At 64.1% G+C, this 21,576-nt stretch carries 5 protein-coding genes and 1 pseudogene; 5 read left to right on the plus strand and 1 reads right to left on the minus strand.

The features are described 5' to 3' along the window. Window positions 1–18 precede the first annotated feature (18 nt). Complete coding sequence (locus tag AU197_RS12435; RefSeq protein ID WP_064403006.1) at window positions 19–1,287, plus strand: glycosyltransferase; 1,269 nt, start codon at window positions 19–21, stop codon at window positions 1,285–1,287. A gap of 13 nt (window positions 1,288–1,300) precedes the next feature. Here AU197_RS12435 and AU197_RS12440 read toward each other — a convergent pair whose 3' ends face one another. Continuing rightward, the gene (locus tag AU197_RS12440; protein WP_064403007.1) at window positions 1,301–2,413 is read right to left on the minus strand and encodes an NAD-dependent epimerase/dehydratase family protein; all 1,113 of its coding nucleotides are present in this window, start codon (window positions 2,411–2,413) and stop codon (window positions 1,301–1,303) included. A gap of 622 nt (window positions 2,414–3,035) precedes the next feature. Here AU197_RS12440 and AU197_RS12445 point away from each other — a divergent pair. From AU197_RS12445 to AU197_RS26895, 4 genes and pseudogenes are all read left to right on the plus strand, one after another. After that, window positions 3,036–3,740, plus strand: a complete 705-nt coding sequence (locus AU197_RS12445; protein WP_064403008.1) for a class I SAM-dependent methyltransferase — start codon at window positions 3,036–3,038, stop codon at window positions 3,738–3,740. 1,223 nt (window positions 3,741–4,963) lie between these two features. Further along, window positions 4,964–5,194 carry an MbtH family protein gene (locus AU197_RS12450; protein ID WP_064403018.1) on the plus strand — a complete coding sequence of 77 codons (231 nt, stop codon included), beginning with the start codon at window positions 4,964–4,966 and terminating at the stop codon, window positions 5,192–5,194. A gap of 31 nt (window positions 5,195–5,225) precedes the next feature. Then, window positions 5,226–16,003, plus strand: a pseudogene (locus AU197_RS26635) (amino acid adenylation domain-containing protein); the annotation flags it as partial. Window positions 16,004–16,129: 126 nt separating this feature from the next. Continuing rightward, on the plus strand, window positions 16,130–21,576 hold a 5,447-nt coding region (locus tag AU197_RS26895; RefSeq protein WP_502687877.1), incomplete at its 3' end, for an amino acid adenylation domain-containing protein.

The following is a 21,576-nucleotide window of genomic DNA, read 5'->3' on the forward strand; positions in this document are numbered from 1 at the left end:
GGAAGGCTGAGACCTGCAATGAAGTTTGTGCTGGCGACCTATGGCACTCGCGGTGATATCGAACCTTCGGTTGCCATCGGCCGTGAACTGCTGCGCCGCGGACACGAGGTGCACATGGCCGTCCCACCCGACCTGGTTGGATTCGCCGAGTCGGCCGGGCTGACGGCGGTCGCTTACGGGCTGGAGACCCAGGCCTGGCTGGACGCGTATCGCAACTTCTGGACGGCGGTCTTTCGCAACTTCTGGAACATCCCCGAGCTGCGCAGGTTATGGCCCGAACTCTGGGAGCCGCTGACCCGGTGCTGGCAGGAGATCACCACGACGCTGACAGGGTTGGCGGACGGGGCCGACTTGCTCTTCACCGGATTGAGTTTCCAACAGGCGGCCGCCAATGTCGCTGAATATCACGACATTCCACTGGCGACGTTGCATTACCTCCCCGTGCAAGCCAACGGCCGACTGCTGCCATTCCTGCCGGGACCATTAGGCCGCTCCGCGATGCGTCTGTACGACTGGATGAGTTGGCGGATGGACAAGAAGCTCGAGGACGGACAACGCCAGGAATTGGGACTGCCGAAGGCCACCCGCCCGGCATCAGGACGCATCGCCGAACGTGGCTGGCTGGAGATCCAGGCCTACGACGAGGCGTGCTTTCCCGGGCTGGCGGCCGAATGGGCGAAGTGGGATGGCCAGCGGCCCTTCGTCGGAGCGCTCACGCTGGAACTGCCGACGGAGGCCGATGAGGAGGTCACGTCCTGGATCGACGCCGGAACACCGCCGATCTTCTTCGGCTTCGGCAGCATGCCAGTCGAGTCTCCCGGCGACATGATCGCCATGATCGGCGCGGCCTGCGCCCGGCTGGGCGAGCGGGCGCTGATAGGTGCCGGCTGGAGCGACTTCAGCGACGTCCCAGCGTTCGAGCATGTCAAGGTCGTGGGTACGGTGAATTTCGCGACGATCTTTCCGGCTTGCCGCGCGGTCGTGCACCACGGCGGTGCGGGGACCACGGCCATCGGCCTACGAGCCGGAATCCCCACGCTGATCCTGTCGATGGACGTCAATCAAACACTTTGGGGAGTACAGGTCAAACGATTGAAAGTGGGTGCTGCCCGGCGCTTTTCCAGCACGACTCAGGATTCGCTGGTCCAGGATCTGCGCACCATCCTGGCTCCGGAATACGCCGCGCGGGCGCGCGAGTTGGCCGCCCGGATGTCCACACCGGCCGAAAGCGTCGTGGCCGCCGCCGATCACGTCGAAAAGGCGGCTCGTCCGAGAGGCGTTGGCTGATCGGCCACGCCCGTCAGATTTGATCTCGGAACGTACCTCGCCCGTCCGCGCGATCGCGTGCTGCAGAGGGCGATTCGGGCTGTTGGTCGATCCATCCGAGCAGCGCGCGCAGGCCGTCATTCAGCGCCCACTTCGGATGCCAATGGAGGTCCTTCTTCGCCGGCTCGATGACGCAACTCGCGGCGCGCACGTCACCGTCGCGGAATTTCGGCACGACAATCGGTTCCGGGGCTTCGCAGATGGCGGCAATCTTGCGGGCCAGCTCATGGATGGTTGTTGCGGTGCCCGACCCAATGTCGAGGCAGCGCTGCTGCTCGGTCGCAGGGGTCTGCACCGCCGCGAACAGCGCGTCGATGACATCATCGATGAAGACGAAATCGCGCACGATCCCCCCGTCTTCGTAGACCTCCAACGGACGACGCTCGCGCGCCAACCGTGCGAAGAGAGTGACTATTCCGGTGTACGAATTAGTCAGCGACTGGCCCGGCCCGTAGACATTCTGCAGTCGCAGCACACTGAGATTGGTGTCATTGGAGGCCGCCCAGGCCGCCAATATGTGCTCTTGGGCGAGCTTGGTCGCGCCGTAGATATTGGTGGGCCGGGGCTGCGTCCGCCCTGCACAGCTCGGAACCGGAGTCGCCGGTTCGTCGTTGACACCCTTGGGATCCCAGACGCCAGCCAGCAGTTGTGCGTGGCTGCGCGCCCGCGGGTAAAAGGTTTGCGCGCCGCACTGCCAAGCACCTTCGCCGTAGACGGCCCGTGACGAGGCCAACACGAGTTGGTCGGGAACGTGTGCTGAGCGGCTCAGCGCGTCAAGGAGCTGGGTGGTGCCCACCACGTTGACCGAGCCGTGGCGTGTCGCTTCGGAAAGCGACTGTGCCGTTCCTGTCTCCGCCGCCAGATGGACGATCTGAGAAGGGCGAAACAGCCGAAGCACCGCGTCGCAGTCAGGTGCATGAGTGACATCGCCGGTGAACAGTTGCACGCTCGGCGGAAGGCCGAGGGCTCGGCGTTCGCCATGCACCTGCGGGTGCAGGACATCCATCACCGCGACGTCGTAGCCGGCTTTCAGGAGACGGCGGGCGAGCCCGCATCCAATGAATCCCGCTCCACCAGTGACGAGCACGGATGTTGACAAGAGCCGAAGCCTCCGGTTCGTCTGCGTGGCAAGTCGATGAATTGCACGCGTCCTCGAGTGCGGTCCGCGTTGATCGTATATGGCGCGCCTCCGCCGTCGTCTAAGTCCGACGCTGAAGCGCAAGGTCAGCTCGGCGCCAGGACGAGCCCGCGCTGTAGCGTTGAGGGGCCAGCAAAGGTCCTCGATCGGCCGCCGCGTGAAGCGATGCGGCCAGCCGGCTTGGTTTTCAATTCGTTAAAGGCGCGGGTAGGGTGATGTTTCTGAGCAGCTGACCCGGGAGTGGCACGTTGTGGCTCGCAGGTATCGAAGTCCGCGAAATGTTAGAGGAGGGGGCGAATCACGCGATGAACTTGCACCGGTTTGCAACGGAATGCGTGGCGTCGTCTAATCCACCGCTGCCGAGGCCCCTAAGCTGCTGCGCCGCGGGGACGACCGATGAGCGAGTGTATTGCTTGGCTTCGTCGAGGTGTCGGAGCTTGTCAGAGGTCGCTAAGGGTGGGTAGTTGGGCCCCGCAGAAAATGGCGGACGAATTTTAAAGTGTATATTTGCCTCCTTCTGGAGGACCGTACGGGCGTTGTCAAACGCCCCGACGCCGGGGAGGATTGCCGGGTGAAACGAATCAAGGCCGTGCAGCAAGCGCTCGACGCGCGAACGAAGCCCGTCTACCTGGAGATCGGCGTCGAGTACGGGCGAGCGTTCCGTCGCATTAGCGCCGACGAGAAGATTGCCGTCGACCCGGCGCTCAAGGTCTCGCCTCGGTCCCGCAAGGCCGCCGAAGCGAAGGCGCGTAGCACTCACTACTTCGAAATGACCAGCGATGACTTCTTTGCGAATGAGTCGGCCTTCCTCGAGAATCGCGGCATCGACGTCGCCCTGATCGACGGCCTCCACACCTATCAGCAGGTTCTGCGAGACGTCGACAACACTCTGCGTTATCTGACCGACGACGGCGTCATCGTGCTGCACGACTGCAACCCGGCAAGCGCCGCGATCGGCTTTCCCGCGGAGTCGATGGAAGATTTTCAGGCGCAGCACCACTGGTGGAACCTCTTTTGGAGCGGCGATGTCTGGAAGGCGATCGTCTATCTGCGCAGCACTCGCGATGACCTCCAGATCGCGGTGTTGAATTGCGACTTCGGTGTCGGGCTTCTGCGAAGGGGAACTCCGGAATCGCGGTTGTCTTACACGCCAGAGCAGATCGAGTCGATGAGTTATGAGGATCTCGCGGCCGACCGGAAGCGCATGCTGAACTTGAAGCCCCCGAGGTACCTTCGCGAATTTCTGGCATCTGAGCGCCGAATAGCCCCTAACTAAACCCCACCAGGACAAGCGCAACCTCGGTGGAGATCGCGCTGCGTCAGGAGGACTGATGGGCGCGAACAGGAACGGCGAACCTGTCCGGCGCAACGGCATTGCGTGTGGTCGCCGGAATTGGTACGGAGGTCTCGAAGGGCCCACCGGCTGTCTGGCACCCAAGCGTAGCGGCGGCCGGAGTCACGGTACATAGTCGACCGGCCAGCGGAGCTCGTTCAGTGGTTCTTACGGGCATAGGCTGCGGATGTGGCCGGGAGCGTCACTCCTGAGATGCCGGATGCTAAAGGACACTTTGACGCACGTCGGTGAGATTTTGTCAAAAATTCCTTAAGTATGCACCATGCTGCCGAGGTAACGGTGCTTTTCCCTCGCACGCCTTACTTATTGTGTGCTTATTAAGTACTTAGTTGATCGTTCGCTGCATTGCCTCGTGATTCGGTGGTGGCTGAGGCTGGACGACTCGACAGATTGAAAGCGCTGCCAAACGCAAGCTGCGGTGCAAAACACTTTCTCGGCGCTTCTACGGTAGCACCGATCGTGCTACGGGAAGTGGTGGGTAATCGTGTATAGAGTTGTACAAAAGTTATCAATTTGTGCCTTTTTCTGCACATTGAGTAATGTCGGATGCCCAGGCCCAGACGACGTAATGAACTCCAGTTGGGAGACGGCCGTATCAAACTCGAGTTTCGCGGCGATACATGCCATATGACATTGCTCTTCTCATCGACAGCCGCCTCGGCTCTAGTTTCGCTGCACAAGCAGATCCATGCTTCGACCCGCAACGGCTGCGCAACGGTTGCCGCCCGCTCGGTTCGACGCATAACGATCAGGTACCGGCCGGTATGAGGTTTCTGATGTTTCACCGCGTCCAGCGTGGGCTACGCAAGTGCACGGGGTGTACCGGGGAGGGTGCGGCACGGTTAGCGGTGGCAAAGTGGTGTTCGCTCGGGACTGGTTAACGCAATGCTCATTGATCTTGATGCGCTGCGGCTGGGCTAAGACGCCTTCTAGGTGCCCCGAAATCATCGTTGCAGGCCACGGCATTGTCGGTTGGTATCGACCGTTACTTGCGTCTCACCCGAATTGCGATCTGCGCCACGAAGATGGTTTACTGAATCGCAGTGGCAGTCCACGCCAGAGACTTTGCCCAAAGGCCGGACCGACCTTATCGGCCTGCAGTATGGTTGGAGCGGTTCCACCCCGTCGACTACGTCTGGAGAACTGTGAGCATCAACCCTTTTGACGACGACAATGGCACGTTCTTCGTCTTGGTCAACGACGAGGAGCAACACAGCCTTTGGCCGACGTTCGCCGACGTGCCTCCCGGGTGGAGCGTGGTTTACGGAGAAGCGGATCGGGCGGCGTGCCTTGAGTACATCGAGCAGAACTGGCCTGACATAAGGCCGAAGAGCTTGCGTGACAGGCTCGCCACTGGTCGCACCGTCGATAAATAGACACTTATATTCGGGGCTTTGGGGGAGTTGGATGAAATTCGACGACCGCGCACTTCCGCTAACGCGGGCTCAGCTGGACATTTGGCTTGCGCAAGAAACGGGTCATTCCGGTACCGAGTGGCAAGTTGGTCTACTCGTGAAAATCGGAGGCGCGGTCGATCGTGGTGCCCTTGAGTGGGCGATTCGCCGGGTGGTGCGAGAAGCGGAACCTCTTCGAATTAGCTGCTTCGAAGTTGATGGTCAGGTTCTCCAGAGGCCGATGGATTATCCAGATGTCCCGCTCGAATTTCATGACCTGAGCTCATCTCGCCATCCTGCGGGTGCCGTGCAGGAGATGGCTTCCTCAATCCAACGCACTCCGATGGCGTGGGGCGGCCCCCTGTTCAAATTCGCGTTGTTTCAGACCGGGGCCGAGGAATTTTACCTATTTGCGTGCTTGCACCACATAGTGGTAGATGGAACCGGCATCGCGTTGGTCGGCCAGAGGATCGCAACTGTTTACTCTGCGCTTCTTTCTGGAGAACCTATCCCTCCTGCCTTCTTTGGGTCCTTGCAGGAATTGGTCGATTGTGAGTCGGAGTACGAGGCGTCGACCGAATATCTTGAAGATCAGGCCTACTGGGTTGAAAACCTGCCGCTCGAGAGCGAAGTCCGCTACCGGTTGCCGGAAACCGGGAGTGACCGAGATCCGTACCAATTCTCCGCGCCGGTGCAATTAGATCCAGTGATCCTTCGGCGGGTTGAAGAATTGTCTCACCTGTGGGATGTTCCTCGGTCATCGGTCATCACCGCGGCGTGCGCAATGTTGGTCCGTGGATGGCACGCCGAGGACTCGGAGGTCGTGCTCGACTTCCCGGTCAGCAGGCGAGTACGTCCGGAGTCTAAGACGCTTCCAGGGATGGTTGCGGGCGTCGTGCCCTTGATGTTGAGCGTTTCGCCGACGTCGACAGTTGCCGCTTTCTGTAAGCAGGTGGACGCCCGCATCCGGGAAACGTTGCAGCATCAGCGCTTTCCGGTGCAATCCCTCGAGCGCAAGGCCCGCGCAGGGTGGCCAGTCGGGCGGGTGGCTGTCGATTTCTTCCCGACTTCATTCGCGCTGGACTTCGGTGGCGTGTCGGCGTCGGCGTCGATGACGAATTCAGGCCTCGTGGGCAGCTTCGGTCTGGTCTTCTCCGGTGCGGGTGACGAGGTCTTCCTGAGCACGTTGGGCGCTGGCGGACAGCCGTTTTCGAATCGCGACGTCTGCGATCTAGCTGAGCGGCTGCAGGCGGTGTTGGCGGCAATGACGGCCGACCCGTCGCGACGGTTGTCGTCGATCGATGTGCTGGATTCTGCGGAGCAGGCTCGGCTGGATCGGTGGGGGAACACCGCACTGCTGGCACGACCTGCGAGTCCGCAGATGTCGGTTCCGGAGATGCTCGCCGCGCAGGTGGCGGCGTCCCCCGACGCGGTGGCGCTGGTGTGTGGGGAGCGTTCGTGGACGTATCGCGGACTGGACGAGGCGTCGAATCGGCTGGCGAACCTGTTGGTTGGACGGGGTGTCGAGCCTGGGGCTTGTGTGGCGCTGCTGTTTTCTCGGTCGGCTGAGGCGATCGTATCGATGTTGGCGGTGCTGAAAGCCGGGGCGGCCTATCTGCCGATCGACCCGGCGCTCCCGGCAGCGCGGATGGAGTTCATGCTCGCCGATGCCGCGCCGATCGCCGCGATTACCACCGCGAGTGTGGCCGATCGGCTGGATGGGTGCGATCTGCTGGTCATCGATGCCGAAGACCCACAGATTGATACCCAACCGAGCACCGGACTGTCAGTGCCGGCCGCCGACGATCTCGCCTACATCATCTACACTTCGGGCACGACTGGTGTCCCGAAGGGCGTTGCCATTACCCACCGCAACGTGACCCGGCTGATGGCGTCGCTGGTTGCCACCAGCTTGCCGCAGGGTCCCGGGCAGGTGTGGTCCCAGTGGCACTCCTACAGCTTCGACATCTCCGGCTGGGAGATCTTCGGTGCGCTTCTGCGTGGCGGACGGTTGGTGGTGGTGCCCGAAGCGGTGGCTAGTTCCCCGGAGCACTTCCGCGCGTTGCTCGTCACCGAAAAGGTCAGCGTGTTGAGCCAGACGCCATCGGCGGTCGGGATGCTCTCCCCCGAGGGCCTGGAGTCGGTGGCCCTACTGGTGGGCGGCGAGGCCTGCCCCGCTGATGTGGTGGATCGGTGGGCCCCTGAGCGGGTGATGATCAATGAGTACGGCCCGACCGAGACCACGATGTGGGTGGCGCTCAGTGCACCGCTGGCAGCGGGTTCGGGTGCGCCGCCGATCGGCACGCCGCTGCCGGGTTCGGCGTTGTTCGTGCTGGACGGATGGTTGCGCCCAGTGCCCGCCGGGGTGGTCGGTGAGTTGTATGTCGCAGGCGAGCAGGTCGGCTGCGGATACTGGCGGCGGCCCGGTTTGACCGCCTCGCGATTTGTGGCCTGCCCGTTCGGGGCTGCCGGAGAACGGATGTATCGCACCGGAGACCTGGTGTTTTGGGGCGACGACGGGCAGCTGCAGTATCTGGGGCGTGCCGATGAGCAGGTCAAGATCCGCGGGCATCGCATTGAACTTGGTGAAATCCAAACCGCGCTAGCCGAACTGGAAGGCGTGGAGCAGGCAGTGGTGGTCGCCCGCGAGGACCGGCCCGGCGACAAGCGCCTGGTGGGTTATGTTACCGGAACCGTGGATCCGGCCGAGGTCCGATCGGCACTGGCCGAGCGGCTGCCTGCGTACATGGCGCCGTCCGCGGTGGTCTTATTGGAAGCGCTGCCATTGACGGTCAATGGCAAGCTTGACAAGCGGGCCTTGCCCGCACCCGAGTATCAGGACGCCGATCTTTACCGAGCCCCCGGCGACGCACTCGAGGAGATATTAGCGGGTATTTACTCCGAGGTTCTCGGCCTCGAGAGGGTCGGCGTCGACGACTCCTTCTTTGATCTCGGCGGCGACAGCATTTTGGCGATGCGTCTGGTCGCGGGAGTTAACGCGAGTCTGGATGCCGGTCTTTCGGTGCGCAGTGTCTTCGAGGCTCCCACGGTTGCCGAGTTGGCGCCCCGAATCGGTGCCGAGGGGCGGCGGGGATTTGAGCCGTTGGTGGCGGTGGAGCGCCCCGCGGTGGTTCCGTTGTCGTTCGCCCAGAACCGATTGTGGTTCATCGACCAGTTGCAGGGGCCTTCGGCGACTTACAACATGGCGGTGGCGTTGCGGCTGAATGGCCACCTGGATGTCGAGGTGCTGGGTCAAGCGATGGCGGATGTGGTGCGCCGCCATGAGAGCCTGCGCACGCTGTTCCCAGCGCCTGGGGGGATGCCTCACCAACTGGTGGTGCCGGCTGCATGGGCCGAATTTGGTTGGCAGGTTGTCGATGCCACTGACTGGCCGGCAACCCGGCTGGAGATGGCCGTCGAGGAGGCAGCCCGCTACTCGTTTGACTTGAGCACCGAGATTCCATTGCGCGCGACGCTGTTCCGTGTCAATGACGATGAGCATGTAATGGTGGCGGTGGTCCACCATATTGCCGCCGACGGGGCGTCGATCTCTCCGCTCGTGGCTGATTTGGGTATGGCTTATGCCAGCCGTTGCGCGGGACAAGCCCCGGGGTGGGCGCCGCTGGCGGTGCAGTACGCGGATTACACGCTGTGGCAGCGTGCGCAGCTGGGTGATCTCGACGACAGCGACAGTCGCATCGGCGCACAGCTGGCCTTCTGGCAGGACACCTTGGCCGGAATGCCTGAACGGCTGCAGCTACCGACCGATCGCCCATACCCGCCGGAGGCCGATTACCGCGGCGCCAGCGTGGCGGTCAACTGGCCGGCCGAGTTGCAACAGCGGGTTGCGCGGGTGGCTCGCGAACACAATTCGACCAGTTTCATGGTGATGCAGGCCGCGTTGGCGGTCTTGTTGTCGAAGATCAGCGGGAGCAGCGATGTGGCAGTGGGCTTCCCGATCGCCGGGCGACATGATCCCGTGTTGGACGAACTGGTGGGCTTTTTCGTCAACACCTTGGTTCTTCGGGTCGACTTGGCTGGGGATCCCAACGTGCTCGAGGTGCTCGATCAGGTGCGCCATCGCAGCCTCGCGGCCTACGAGCACCAGGACGTGCCCTTCGAGGTGCTGGTAGAGCGGCTCAATCCGACCCGCAGCTTGGCGTATCACCCGCTGGTGCAGGTCGTGTTGGCCTGGCAGAACTTCGCTGGGCAGGGGGGCGGTCCCGCCAGCGGGCTCGCCTTGGGCGATGTGCACGTCACCGAGATGCCGGTGGACACCCGCACGGCCCGAATGGATCTGACGTTCTCTCTGGGGGAACGCTGGACACCAGCAGGGGAGCCCGCCGGGATTTCCGGCGAGGTCGAATTCCGCACCGATGTCTTCGACGCGGCCAGCATCGAGGCGTTGATCGAGCGGCTGCGGCGGGTACTGGTGGCCATGACCGCCGATTCGGGCAGGCGTTTGTCGTCGGTGGACCTGCTGGACGTCGGTGAGCACGCGCGGCTGGATTGGTGGGGCAACCGCGCTGTGTTGGCTCGGCCTGTTGCGGCGGCGTCGATTCCCGGAGTGTTCTCTGCGCAGGTGGCGCATGCCGCAGAGGCGGTGGCGCTCGTGTGTGAGGGTCGGTCGTGGACATATCGGGAGTTGGACGAGGCCTCGAACCGATTGGCGCACTTGTTGGTGGGGCAGGGTGCTGGGCCGGGTCAGTCGGTGGCGCTGATGTTTTCACGCTCGGCTGAGGCGGTCGTCTCGATTCTGGCGGTGCTGAAGTCCGGCGCGGCTTATTTGCCGATTGATCCGGCTTTGCCAACGGCGCGGATGCAGTTCATGGTCGCTGATGCGACGCCGGTGGCGGCGCTGACGACAGAGGGATTGGCTGGGCGCCTCGGTGACTGTGACGTTTTGGTCATCGATGTTGACGACCCGCGTCTCGACGCTTGTCCGGTCACGCCGTTGGCGCCGCCGGCGCCCGACGACTTGGCTTACGTGATTTACACCTCGGGCACCACGGGTGTGCCCAAAGGGGTGGCGGTGGCGCACCGCAATGTGACGCAGTTGGTGGAATCGTTGCCGTCGGGGTTGGCGCCGGCACCCGAGTTGGTGTGGTCGCAGTGGCATTCGTACAGCTTCGATGTGTCAGTGTGGGAGATTTTCGGGGCGCTGCTGAACGGTGGACGGCTGGTGGTGGTGCCTGAGTCAGTGGCGCGTTCGCCGGAGGATTTTCATGCGTTGCTGGTTGAGCAGCGGGTGAGTGTCTTAGGTCAGACTCCTTCTGCGGTGGGGATGTTGTCGCCGCAGGGGTTGGAGTCCACGGCCTTGATGGTGGCCGGTGAGGCGTGTCCGGCCGAGGTGGTGGATCGGTGGGCACCGGGGCGCGTGATGATCAACGCCTACGGTCCGACCGAGGCAACGGTGTATGCGGCGATGAGTGCGCCGTTGGCCGCGGGCACGGGTGTGGTGCCGATCGGGTCACCGGTGCCGGGGGCGGCGGTTTTCGTCCTTGATGGGTCGTTGCGCCCCGTGCCGGCCGGGGTCGTCGGCGAGTTGTATGTGGCCGGCGGGGGGGTCGCCTATGGGTATGTGGATCGGGCAGGGTTGACGTCGTTGCGGTTTGTGGCGTGCCCATTTGGGCCTGCTGGAGAACGGATGTATCGCACCGGGGACTTGGTGCGCTGGGGCGCCGGTGGGCAGTTGGAGTACCTGGGCCGCGCTGATGAGCAGGTCAAGATCCGCGGGTATCGCATCGAACTCGGTGAAATCCAAACCGCACTAGCCGAACTTCACGGCGTGGAGCAGGCGGTGGTGATCGCGCGTGAGGACCGCCCCGGCGACAAGCGCCTGGTCGGCTACATCACGGGCACCGCCGATCCGGCTGCAGCGAGAACCGCGTTGGCGCAGCGACTTCCGGCTTACATGGTGCCGTCCGCGGTGGTGGTGATCGAGGCGATTCCGTTGACCGTCAACGGCAAACTCGACAGGCAGGCCCTGCCGGCTCCGGAATACCAGGACACCCACGGCTATCGCGCCCCGACCAACGCCATCGAAGAAATCCTGGCTGGCATCTACGCCCAAATCCTGGGCCTGCAACGCGTCGGTATCGACGAATCATTCTTCGAGCTCGGCGGAGACAGCATTCTGTCGATGCAGGTGGTGGCGCATGCGCGGGCCGCCGGCCTGCAGTGCCGCCCGCGCGATGTGTTCGTCGAGCAGACGGTGTCGCGACTGGCTCGGGTGGTCGGGACGGCCGATGGTGCCGGTGGTCCGGCCGATGAGGGGCTCGGCGCGGTGGAGCCCACCCCGATCATGCGCTGGTTGCAGGGGCTCGAGGGTGCAGTCGACCAGTACAACCAGACGCTGGCGGTGCAGGCTCCGGCCGGGGTGACCGAGGCCGACGCACGGATCGTGCTGCAAGCCGTGCTGGATCGGCATGCCATGTTGCGGGCGCGCGTCGATGTCGGCGGCGGCGGGGCCTGGTCTTTGTGGGTGTCCGAGGTCGGATCGGTCGACGCTGGCGCGTGTATGCAGTCGGTGGATGTGTTGTCCGATGCGGCGCTGCTGGAGGCGCGGTCACGGTTGAATCCCGCCGCGGGAGCAATGCTCAGCGCGTTGTGGGTGACCTCGTCGAGCCAGTTGGTGTTGGTCATTCACCATCTGGTCGTGGACGGGGTGTCGTGGCGAATCCTGTTGGAAGACCTCAACATTGCGTGGGCGCAGCACCAGAGCGGGCAGCAGGTGGCGTTGCCGGCGGTGGGGACGTCATTCGCCCGCTGGGCATCGCTGCTCGAAGAGCACGCAAGAGGCCCCCACGCCGTCGAGCAGGCCGACACTTGGCGGCAGGTAGCTAAGACTCCGCCCGCTCTGCCGGCGGTGCAACCTACTGTCGATACATTTGCGACGGCCGGCCACCTTACGGTTGAACTGGATTCCGAGACGACCAGGATGCTGCTGGGGGAGGTGCCTGCCGCTTTTCATGCCGGGGTGCAGGACGTCTTGTTGATCGCGTTCGGCTTGGCCTGCGCGGAGTTCCTGGGCACCGGCGGTGCGCCGATCGGCATCGATGTGGAAGGTCACGGGCGCGCCGAGGATCTTGGCACCGACGTGGACTTGTCGCGCACGGTGGGATGGTTCACCACGAAGTACCCAGTGTCGCTGGCGGTCGGAGAACTGTCGTGGGCGCAGGTGACTGCAGGTGAGACCGCGCTGGGCGCAGTGATCAAGGACGCCAAAGAGCAGCTGCGAGCCCTGCCAGACGGACTGACCTATGGACTGCTGCGATACCTGAATCCCGAGGTGAGCCTGGACGGGCTTGATCCGTCGATCGGATTCAACTATCTGGGCCGGGTGGATGTGGCGGCCGAGCTGTCCGACGATCTGTGGCGAGTTTGCCATGACGCGTGGGGAGTTACCAGGACCAGCGCAGCTATCCCTCTGTCCTTGGCGCATACCGTGGAGCTCAATGCCGGCACCGTCCACACTGACGTTGGCCCCAAATTGCAGGCCAACTGGACGTGGGCGGCCTCGGCGATCGATGAGAATCAAGCCGGCCGGCTGAGCCAGTTGTGGTTTGAAGCCTTGACCGGTATCTGCGAGCACGTGCGCCGCGGTGGTGGTGGGTTCACTCCCTCCGACATTGCGCCGGCTCGGTTGGGCCAACAACAGCTCGACGAGCTGACGCAGCATTACCAGATCGCCGACATCTTGCCGTTGACTCCGCTACAACAGGGCCTGCTGTATCACGCGAGCACCGCGCGCAACCTCGGCGACGATGTGTACGCCGTGCAATTGGATATCTCGTTGAGCGGGCCGCTCGACCACGACCGGTTGCGCGAGGCCGTCCACACGGTCGTCAACCGCCATCCCAACTTGGCTGCCCGATTCTGCGACCAGTACGACGAGCCCGTGCAGATCATTCCCGCCGATCCCGAGGCGGCGTGGCAGTATGTCGAGTTCGATACCGCCCGTGACGTCGACGTCGAGGAACAAGTCCTTCAGGTCAGCGCCGCCGAACGCGCCGCGGTCTTCGAGCTTGCCGAGCAGCCGGCCTTCCGGGTGGCGTTGATCCGCACCGGAGCCGACCAGCACCGGTTCGTGCTCACCAACCACCACATCGTGGCGGATGGCTGGTCGCTGTCGATCTTGACGCGGGAGATCTTCGCCAGCTATTACGGGCAAGGGCTCTCCCCGACGGTGCCGTATCGCAGGTTCGTCACCTGGCTGACCGAACGAGATCGCGCCCAAGCCCAGGCCGCTTGGCGAGAGGTATTGGCAGGATTCGACACCCCGACGTTGGTGGGTCCGCAGGGGCGCCTGGAGCTCGGGCGGCGGGACGCCACATCGTTCCGGTTGGCGGAAGAGACCACGCGAGCCGTCAACGACCTGGCACGGTCGTGTCACACCACGGTCAGCACTGTGCTGCAGGGTGCCTGGGCGATGATGCTGACCTGGCTGACCGGCCAACACGATGTCGCCTTCGGCGTCGCGGTTTCGGGACGGCCGACCGAGGTGGCCGGTGCGGACTCGATGGTCGGGTTGTTGATCAACACAGTGCCGGTGCGGGCCAACATCACACATGAGACCACGGTCGCTGACCTGCTTGAACAGCTGCAAAGCGCCCACAATGACACTCTCGAGCACCAACATCTCGCGCTACGCGAGATCCACCGGCTCACGGGTCATGACCAGTTGTTCGACACCCTCTTCGTCTACGAGAACTACCCGATCGATACAGCCGTGCCGTTGGGAGACGACGGGTTGGCCGTTACTGACTTCAGCAACCGCGAGTACAACCACTACCCGCTTGCTGTGCAGGCCATACCTGGCACCGAACTGACCCTTCGGGTGGAATACGCCACCGATGTGTTCGACGCGGCCCGAATCGAAGCGCTGACCGAGCGACTGCAACGTGTGTTGGCGGCGATGACCGCCGACATGGAGCGGCGGTCATGACGGCTGGCCCTTCGCGGCGGCTGCTTTCGATCGATCTACTGGATGACGGTGAGCAGTCCCGGCTGGACAAGTGGAGCAACCGGGCTGCATTGACAAAGCCGACGAAGAAGTCGGCATCGATTCCAGCGTTGTTCGCCACGCAGGCAGCGCGGACCCCGGAGGCGGTGGCGATCACCTGCGGGGAGCGCTCGTGGACATACCGCGAGTTGGATGAGGCCTCCAACCGGTTGGCGCACCTGCTGGCTGCCCATGGAGCCGGCCCCGGACAGTGTGTGGCGCTGCTGCTTCCCCGGTCGGCCGAGGCGATCGTGGCGATTTTTGCGGTTTTGAAAACCGGGGCTGCGTATCTGCCGATGGACCCGGCGCATCCGCCGGCGCGGATTGAGTTCATGGTTAGCGATGCGGCGCCGATGGCCGCGATCAGCACCGCGGGGCTGGCCGATGCGTTGGTCGGATCTGGTCTGCCGGTGGTCGATGTCGACGACGCGGGCATCGACAGTCGCCCCGGCACAGCACTGCCCGGTCCGGCTCCCGAGCATCTCGCCTACATCATTTACACCTCGGGCACGACAGGTACGCCCAAGGGAGTCGCGGTTGCTCACCGCAATGTGACCCAGCTGCTGGAGTCGCTCGACGCTCACCTCGATCTGTCACCAGGACAGGTGTGGACCCAGTGCCACTCCTTGGCATTCGACTTCTCGGTGTGGGAAATCTTCGGTGCGCTACTGCACGGTGGACGGTTGGTGATGGTGCCCGATTCGGTGGTGCGCTCACCCGAAGACTTGCACTCCTTATTGGTCACCGAACAGGTCAACGTGTTGAGCCAGACCCCCTCGGCCTTCTACGCGCTGCAAACCGCCGACGAGCCATCACCCGAGCGGCCAGATCAACTGAAGCTCGAGACGGTCGTGTTCGGTGGTGAGGCGCTGGAACCGCAGCGCCTTCAGACGTGGCTGCAAAACCATCCCGGATCGCCGCGGATGATCAACATGTACGGCATCACCGAGACGACGGTGCATGCCTCGTTCCGCGAGATCATCTACGCAGATGTTGAAAGCACCGTCAGCCCCATCGGGGTGCCATTGTCCTATCTCGGCTTCTTTGTGCTGGATAAATGGCTGCGACCGGTGTCCCCAGGGGTGGTCGGTGACTTGTACGTGGCCGGCGGGGGGCTGGCATCTGGATACCTGCGTCGGGCGGACTTGACGGCGTCGCGGTTTGTCGCATGTCCGTTCGTAGGCGCGGGAGTGCCAGGGCAGAGGATGTACCGCACCGGAGATTTGGTGCGTTGGAACACCGACGGGCAGTTGGAGTATCTGGGGCGCGCCGACGACCAGGTCAAGATCCGCGGCTACCGCATCGAATTGGGTGAGGTGCAGGCGGCGCTGGTCGGAAGCGAGGGAGTCGAGCAGGCGGTGGTTATCGTCCGCGAGGACCGCCCCGGCGACAAACGACTGGTCGGCTACATCACCGGGCAAGCCGATCCAGCCACTTTGCGCGAGAAGCTGGCAGAGCGGCTTCCGACATACATGGTTCCGACCGCGGTGGTGGTGCTGGATGCTTTCCCGCTCACGGTCAACGGCAAGCTCGACAAGCGTGCCCTCCCGGCGCCCGAGTACCAGGATGCCGACCACTACCGCGCCCCGGCCAGCGGAGTCGAGGAAATCCTGGCCGGCATCTACGCGCAAGTGCTGGGGCTCGAGCGGGTCGGGGTGGACGACTCGTTCTTCCAGCTGGGGGGGGACAGCATCCTGTCGATGCAGGTCGTAGCGCGCGCGCGTGCGGCCGGTGTGCTGTGCAAACCGCGCGACGTTTTTGTCGAGCAAACGGTGGCTCGGCTGGCGACGGTTGCTCGGGTGCCCGACGGTACAGAGGGCGTCACCGATGACGGGGTCGGGCAGGTGCTGCCGATCCCGATCATGCGCTGGCTCCAGGCTGTCGATGGGCCCATCGACGAGTTCAACCAGACGATGGTGGTGCAGGCCCCGGCCGGCGTGACCGAGGCCGATGTGGTGGTATTGCTGCAGGCGCTGTTGGATCGTCATGCGATGCTGCGGCTGCGCGTCGATGATAACGGCGCCGGGGGTTGGTCGTTGACGACGCCCGAGGCGGGGTCGGTGGATGCGGGTCGGTGCGTGCACATCGTCGACGTGCTATCTGATGAGGCAGTGGCCGAGGCGCGGTCGCGTTTGAACCCGCCCGCGGGGATGATGCTCAGCGCGCTGTGGGTGACCCCGTCGAGCCAGCTGGCGTTGATCGTTCACCATCTGGCCGTTGACGGGGTGTCGTGGCGAATTCTGTTGGAAGACCTGAATATCGCGTGGACTCAGCATTACAGCGGGCAGCTTGTGACGTTGCCGGCGGGAGGCACGTCGTTCGCGCGGTGGGCCAAGCTCCTCGATGAGCATGCGCGCCACCCTCAAGTCGTTGAGCAGGCCGAGACGTGGCGGCGGGTGGTGGCGGCCCCGGCGGTCCTGCCGGCGGTGCGTCCCGACACGGATACGTACGCCAGGGCGTGGCACCTGTCGGCGGAGTTGGACGCCGACACGACCCGGATGCTGCTCGGTGAGGTGCCTGCGGCTTTTCATACCGGGGTGCAAGACGTTCTGCTGATCGCGTTCGGCTTGGCGCTGGCGGAATTCTTGGGTGGGCGCGAGGTGCCGGTCGGCATTGATGTCGAGGGTCATGGGCGCGCCGAGGAGTTGCGCGACGATGTCGACTTGTCGCGCACGGTCGGGTGGTTCACCACCAAGTACCCCGTCTCGTTGACCGTCGGTGGGCTGCCGTGGACGCAGGTGGTCGCCGGGGAGGCCGCGTTGGAGGGGGTGGTCAAGGACGCCAAAGAGCAGCTGCGCGCCGTGCCCGATGGCTTGACGTATGGTCTGCTGCGATACCTGAATGCCGAGGTTGAGCTCGACGGCATCGACCCGCCGATCGGATTCAACTATCTGGGACGTCTGGGCGGCCAGGCAGCCGACCTCTCCGATGATCTTTGGCGGATCGACCAAAGTGGCCTATCCTCGATCGGCGCGGTCGCCGCGGCGGTACCCATGCCGATGATGCACACCCTCGACCTCAACGCCGCCACCATCGAGACCGATATCGGCCCACAACTGCAAGCGAACTGGACGTGGGCCCCATCCGCGCTCGACCAGATGCAAGTAACGCGGTTGGCGCGCTTGTGGTTCGAGGCCTTGGTCGGCATCTGCGCCAATGTGCGTCGGGGGGGTGGCGGCCTGACACCTTCGGATATCGCGCCCGCCCGGCTTGCACAGCAGCAGATCGACGAGCTCTGCCGGCAGTACCAGATCGCTGATGTGCTACCGCTGACGCCTGTCCAGCAGGGGCTCCTGTTTCACACCAGCACCGCGCAAACAAGCGAAACTGATGTCTACGCGGTGCAGTTGACGATTACCATCGCAGGTCCTCTTGACCCCCAGCGGCTGCGCGCTGCGGTGCACTCCGTGGTCGACCGGCATCCCAATCTGGCGGCCCGGTTCTGCTCGCAGTTCGACGAGCCGGTGCAGATCATCCCGGCTGATCCCGCGCCAGGGTGGCGATACGTCGAACTAGATCCCGCGGAACCAGCTTCCGACGAGCAGATCCAGCGGCTGTGCGCGGGGGAACGCGCCGCTGTGCGTGACCTCACTGCCCCGCCGTCGTTCCGAGCAGCGCTGATCCGGACCGAACCCGACCGGCACCGGCTCGTACTCACTAATCACCACATTTTGATGGATGGCTGGTCGCTGCCTGTCCTGCTGCAGGAAATTTTTGCCGGATATATTGGCCATCGGTTGCCGGCAGCAGTGCCGTATCGCAGTTTCATCACTTGGCTCGCTGATCGAGATCTTGACGCCGCCCGCGTCGTTTGGCGTGCGGTGCTCGCCGGTTTCGACACCCCCACCTTGGTCGCCCCACCTGGGCGCATGGAACTCGGTCAGCGAGGCGTCGCATCATTTCGGGTGTCCGAAGAGACCACGCGGTCGCTGGCTGAGCTGGCCCGATCACGCCACACCACCGTCAACACCGTTCTGCAGGGCGCCTGGGCGCAGCTGCTGATGTGGCTTACCGGCCAACACGATGTCGCCTTCGGTGTCGCACTCTCGGGTCGGCCAGCCGATTTGGCCGGCGCCGAGTCGATCGTCGGGTTGATGATCAACACAGTGCCGGTGCGAGCGAGCAGCACGTCGACAACCACCATCGCGGACCTGCTCGACCAGCTGCAACGTACCTATAGCGACACCCTGGAACACCAACACTTAGCGCTGAGCGAGATCCACCGCGTCACCGGTCACGAGTACCTATTCGACACCCTGTTCGTGTACGAGAACTATCCGGTCGACACTGCGGCGATGTCGAACATCGACGAGTTGGCGATCCTCGACGTCGACAGTCGCGAATACAACCACTACCCCCTTGCGATGATGGTCCTGCCGGGCGCCGAACTCGGGTTGCGGGTCGAATTCGACACCGATGTGTTCGATGCAGCGGGCATCGAAGCCCTCATTGGACGGTTGCAGCGGCTGTTGCTGGGCATGGCCGCCGATCCCGCGCGGCGGTTGTCGTCGATCGATCTGCTCGAACAGGCTGAGTACACCCAGCTGGACGAGTGGAGTAATCGGGCGGTGCTGACTCGGCCGGCGATGCCGAGGTCGATCCCGGTGGTGTTCGCCGAGCAGGTGGCTCGCTCGCCGGAGGCGTTAGCGCTGACATTCGAGGGCCGCTCGATGACCTACGGCGAGCTTGATCACGCCTCCAGCCGATTGGCGAATCGGTTAGCCGTTATCGGCGCCGGCCCGGGAGAATCCATAGCGCTGTTGATTCCTCGTTCGGCCGAGGCGATCGTGGCGATCCTTGCGGTCCTTAAAGCCGGGGCATCGTATCTGCCGATCGACCCTGCGGTGCCGGCGGAACGGCTGGACTTCCTGCTTGGCGACGCAAGCCCGATCGTCGCCATCGCACCAGCGCACCTGCGCTCTCGGCTCGACGGATCCGGAGTGCATGTCATCGACGTCGCGGATTCCGATTCCGACGTCCAGCTGAGCACGGCCTTGCCAATGCCGTCACCTGATGATATTGCGTACACGATCTACACCTCGGGGACCACAGGTGTGCCGAAAGGTGTGGCGATCACACACGCCAACGTGACGCAGGTGCTCGAGTCCCTGCCTCCCGACATGTCCGCAGGGCCGGGTGAGGCGTGGTCGCAATGGCATTCGCTGGTGTTCGACGTCTCGGTGTGGGAGATCTTCGGCGCACTGTTGCACGGGAGCCGGCTGGTGATAGTGCCCGAGTCGACCGCGGGGTCGCCGAACGAGCTTCACGAGCTGCTGTTGACTGAGCGGGTCAGCGTCATCTACCAAACGCCGTCTGCGGTGGGCATGTTGTCGCCGCATGGCCTGGAACACGCGGCGTTGGTGGTGGCCGGTGAGGCGTGCCCGCCCGAGGTGGTAAAGCGCTGGGCGCGGGGACGGGTCATGATCAACGCCTACGGTCCGACCGAGGCCACGATCTACGCCGCGATCAGCGCACCGCTGAACGCGGAGACAAACGTTGTGCCGATCGGCTCCCCGGTGCCGACGGGTGCGACGTTTGTCCTCGACAAGTGGTTGCGGCCGGTGCCGGCCGGTGTCACCGGGGAGTTGTATCTCGCGGGCCGAGGTGTCGGCGTCGGTTACGTGCGCCGCGCAGGGTTGACGGCGTCGCGGTTCGTGGCGTGCCCGTTCGGTGGATCAGGACAGCGGATGTATCGCACCGGGGATCTGGTGCGGTGGGGCGCCGACGGACAGTTGCAGTACCTGGGCCGCGTCGACGAGCAGGTCAAGATTCGCGGATACCGCATCGAGCTGGGTGAAGTTCAGGCTGCGTTGGCTGGATGTGAGGGTGTCAGCCAGGCGGCGGTGATCGCGCGCGAGGACACTCCCGGTGACAAGCGGTTGGTGGGCTACGTGACCGGCACGGCCGAGCCGGCCAGGTTGCGGGCTGCCCTGGCTGATCGGCTGCCGGCCTACATGATTCCGGCGGCGGTGGTTGTGATCGACGCGCTGCCGTTGACGGTCAACGGCAAGCTCGACAGACGAGCCCTGCCGGCTCCCGAATACCAAGGCTCGGACGGCTACCGCCCTCCCTCCAACGCCATCGAGGAACTCCTGGCCGGCATCTTCGCTCAGGTGCTCGGGTTGGAGCGGGTCGGGGTGGACGACTCGTTCTTCGACCTCGGCGGCGATTCGCTGTTAGCCATGCGCGTGGTCGCGGCGATCAATGCCGGGATCGATTCGGTTCTCGGCGTGCGTGTGTTGTTCGAGGCGCCGACCGTTGCGCAACTGGCGCTGCGGATCGGTGCAGACGGGACCGCAGACCCGCTCGTGGCGGTCGAACGACCAGCGGTGGTCCCGTTGTCGTTCGCCCAGAGCCGGTTGTGGTTCTTGGACCAACTGCAGGGCCCGTCACCGATTTACAACATGCCGGTGGCCTTGCGGCTCAGCGGACATCTGGATGAGGCGGCCCTGGGCGTAGCGCTTGCCGACGTGGTCGGCCGGCATGAGAGCCTACGCACCGTCTTTCCGGCGGTCGGGGGCGTTCCCGGGCAGGTGGTGGTGCCGGCCGACGAGGCCGACATGGACTGGCAGATCGTGGACGCCAGTGGTTGGTCGGAAGACCGGCTGGAGGAAGCCGTTGGAGCCTTCGTACGGCGACCGTTCGAGTTGGCAACCGAGATCCCTTTGCGGGCAGCACTTTTCCGCATCAGCGAGGGCGAGCATGTGTTGGTGGCGGCGGCACACCATATCGCGGCTGACGGTTTGTCGATCGCCCCGTTGGTGCGGGATCTGAGTGTGGCCTATGCCAGCCGGTGCGCTGGGCAGGCTCCGCAGTGGGCGCCTCTGGCGGTGCAGTACGTCGACTACACGCTGTGGCAACGCGCGCAGTTCGGAGATCTAGACGACAGTGGTAGCCGTATCGGTGCCCAACTGGCGTACTGGCAGGATGCTCTGGCCGATCTGCCCGAGCGGGTGCAGTTGCCGACCGATCGTCCCTATCCCGCGGTGGCCGATTCGCGAGGTGCCAAGGTCGCCGTGGACTGGGCGTCCGAGCTGCAGCAGCGCGTGAACGCCTTGGCCCGCGAGCACAACGCGACCAGCTTCATGGTGGTGCAAGCCGCACTCGCGGCGCTGCTGTTCAAGCTCAGCTCGAGTGATGATGTGGCCGTTGGGTTTCCGATCGCGGGGCGGCGTGATCCTGCCCTCGACGATCTGGTCGGGTCCTTTGTGAACACCTTGGTGTTGCGCGTGAACGCAGATGGTGATCCCGACGTGACTGAGTTGCTGGCGCAGGTGCGCCGACGCAGTCTGGCTGCCTATGAGCATCAGGATGTGCCGTTTGAGGTGCTTGTCGAGCGGTTGAACCCGACTCGCAGCCG

The organism is Mycobacterium sp. IS-1590, assembly GCF_001500025.1.
GTDB lineage: Bacteria > Actinomycetota > Actinomycetes > Mycobacteriales > Mycobacteriaceae > Mycobacterium.